The organism is Pectobacterium fontis (genome assembly GCF_000803215.1).
GTDB classification, from domain to species: domain Bacteria; phylum Pseudomonadota; class Gammaproteobacteria; order Enterobacterales; family Enterobacteriaceae; genus Pectobacterium; species Pectobacterium fontis.
In genome coordinates, this window is record NZ_JSXC01000102.1 from 1 (window position 1) to 1,539 (window position 1,539).

Annotated in this window: 2 protein-coding genes; both read left to right on the forward strand. The window is 45.0% G+C overall.

The window, feature by feature from the left end; genetic code table 11:
• Nucleotides 1–67: 67 nt before the first annotated feature.
• On the forward strand, nucleotides 68–1,063 hold the full coding sequence (gene xerA, locus OI69_RS18775) for a site-specific tyrosine recombinase/integron integrase (RefSeq protein ID WP_235319741.1): 996 nt from the start codon (nucleotides 68–70) through the stop codon (nucleotides 1,061–1,063).
• Nucleotides 1,056–1,539 (forward strand): restriction endonuclease subunit S (locus tag OI69_RS19605; protein ID WP_200886939.1); only part of this gene is annotated, 484 nt, incomplete at its 3' end. The genes xerA and OI69_RS19605, both read left to right, overlap by 8 nt.

Here is a 1,539-nt window from a genome sequence, read left to right on the forward strand (position 1 = left end):
CTAAATGATGATTTATCGATCCTACTGTCTGCGCATAAACTCATATTTTGATCCAGCGGTAGGTGAGATGATGAAGGACAAGCTAATAACGGAAATACAGGCAAATATGGCGGCGATACTGACACAGCGACAATTAGACGGACTACGCCGTGTGCTGACATATCACATGCACAATGTTGACATCACGGCAAGTCGGATCCCTGACGATCAGGAAACTGTTGGAAATGATGGGTTGCTGAATGTGTTTATCTCTGCAAAACGTATCGAAGGCTGTTCAGAAAAATCGCTCAAATATTATGATTCTACTGTTAGCACGATGCTCAAAGCAGTAAAAAAACCAGTCCGAGAGATCATCACGGACGATCTTCGCAACTATCTGGCGAACTACCAGAAAGCACGAAACTCCAGCAAAGTGACTATTGACAATATGCGCCGCATTTTTAGTAGTTTCTTCGGCTGGTTAGAGGATGAAGACTATATTCTTAAAAGCCCCGTGCGGCGTATCCACAAGATCAGAACGGAGAAAACTATTAAAGAAACCTTTTCCGACGAGAGCTTGGAACTGCTTCGCGATGCCTGTGAGGAAATCCGCGATCTGGCAATGATCGATCTACTGGCTTCAACGGGCATGCGTGTCGGCGAACTAGTACAGTTAAACCGTGAGGATATCGGTTTCCACGAACGGGAATGTGTGGTGTTCGGCAAGGGGGGGAGCGAGCGAGTGGTCTACTTTGACGCCCGAACTAAAATCCACCTGTTGAACTACCTTGATGCACGTAAAGATAACAATCCTGCATTATTCGTGTCGCTGACACTGCCTCGCGAACGATTGCTTATCGGTGGCGTGGAGACGCGGCTGCGGGAAATAGGCAAACGGGCGGATATGCACAAGGTTCACCCGCATAAGTTCCGGCGTACCCTCGCTACCCGAGCCATTGACAAAGGCATGCCCATTGAGCAGGTACAGCGATTGCTTGGTCATGTAAAGATCGATACGACGATGCACTACGCCATGGTTAACCAGACGAATGTTAAAAATTCGCACAGGAAATTTATTGGATAAGAAAATTATGTCTATAGATGGTTGGAAAGCTTGTTTACTCGGAGACGTCCTGACATTTCAACGGGGGCACGATCTACCAAAAATCAAAATGATATGCGGTGAATATCCTGTTGTTGGATCTAACGGGATAATTGGGTATCACAACGAATACACGACAGAGGCTCCTTCAGTCACGGTAGGACGAAGTGGCAATACTGGTAACCCTTTTATCGTATATGGCCAAAGTTGGTCACATAACACGACTCTCTATGTTAAAGAATTTAAAAACTCTGATCCCGTGTTTGTGTATTACTTGCTGAAAACGCTAGATTTAGGCAATTTTTCCGGAGGGAGTGCTGTCCCTACGCTTAATCGAAATCATATACATTCGCTTGAAATATCTGTGCCACCATTTTCTGAGCAAATCGAAATAGGACGCACACTAAAATTATTGGATGACAAAATCGCCAACAATACAGCGATAAATCATCATTTAG

Coding starts and splice junctions, on each gene's coding strand:
- xerA (WP_235319741.1), top strand. CDS start 68: ATGATGAAGGACAAGCTAATAACGGAAATACAGGCAAATATGGCGGCG.